The sequence below is a fragment of the Kitasatospora purpeofusca genome, from assembly GCF_000718025.1.
GTDB lineage: Bacteria > Actinomycetota > Actinomycetes > Streptomycetales > Streptomycetaceae > Kitasatospora > Kitasatospora purpeofusca.
Window position 1 is genome coordinate 1 of sequence record NZ_JODS01000082.1, and the last position, 1,014, is coordinate 1,014.

1 protein-coding gene is annotated in these 1,014 nt (G+C 69.9%); it reads left to right on the forward strand.

Annotated elements, in window-relative coordinates:
• Nucleotides 1–1,014 (forward strand): methionine adenosyltransferase (gene metK / locus IF01_RS0140785; protein WP_244215797.1); only part of this gene is annotated, 1,014 nt, incomplete at both ends.

Sequence of the window (1,014 nt, forward strand, 5' to 3'; positions counted from 1 at the left end):
CGCCTGTTCACCTCGGAGTCCGTGACCGAGGGACACCCCGACAAGATCGCTGACCAGATCAGCGACACCATTCTTGACGCTCTCCTCCGCGAGGACCCGACTTCCCGGGTCGCGGTGGAGACGCTGATCACCACCGGCCAGGTGCACGTGGCCGGCGAGGTGACCACGAAGGCTTACGCGCCGATCGCGCAGCTCGTCCGGGACAAGATCCTGGAGATCGGCTACGACAGCTCCAAGAAGGGCTTCGACGGCGCCTCCTGCGGCGTTTCCGTCTCGATCGGCGCGCAGTCGCCGGACATCGCCCAGGGCGTCGACACCGCGTACGAGGCCCGGGTCGAGGGTGACGAGGACGACCTGGACCGGCAGGGCGCCGGCGACCAGGGCCTGATGTTCGGCTACGCGTCCGACGAGACGCCCGAGCTCATGCCGCTGCCGATCACGCTGGCCCACCGCCTCTCGCGCCGCCTCACCGAGGTGCGCAAGAACGGGACCATCCCCTACCTGCGCCCCGACGGCAAGACCCAGGTCACCATCGAGTACGACGGCGACAAGGCCGTGCGCCTCGACACCGTGGTGGTCTCCACCCAGCACGCGAGCGACATCGACCTGGAGTCGCTGCTCACCCCGGACGTCCGCGAGTTCGTCGTGGAGCCGGAGCTGAAGGCGCTCGCCGAGCAGGGCATCAAGCTGGTCACCGAGGGCTACCGCCTGCTGGTCAACCCGACCGGCCGGTTCGAGATCGGCGGCCCGATGGGCGACGCGGGTCTCACCGGTCGCAAGATCATCATCGACACCTACGGCGGCATGGCCCGGCACGGCGGCGGCGCCTTCTCGGGCAAGGACCCGTCCAAGGTGGACCGCTCGGCCGCGTACGCGATGCGCTGGGTGGCGAAGAACATCGTCGCCGCCGGCCTCGCCCGCCGCGCCGAGGTGCAGGTCGCCTACGCGATCGGCAAGGCCGAGCCGGTCGGCCTGTTCGTGGAGACCTTCGGCACCGAGACCGTGCCGGTCCTC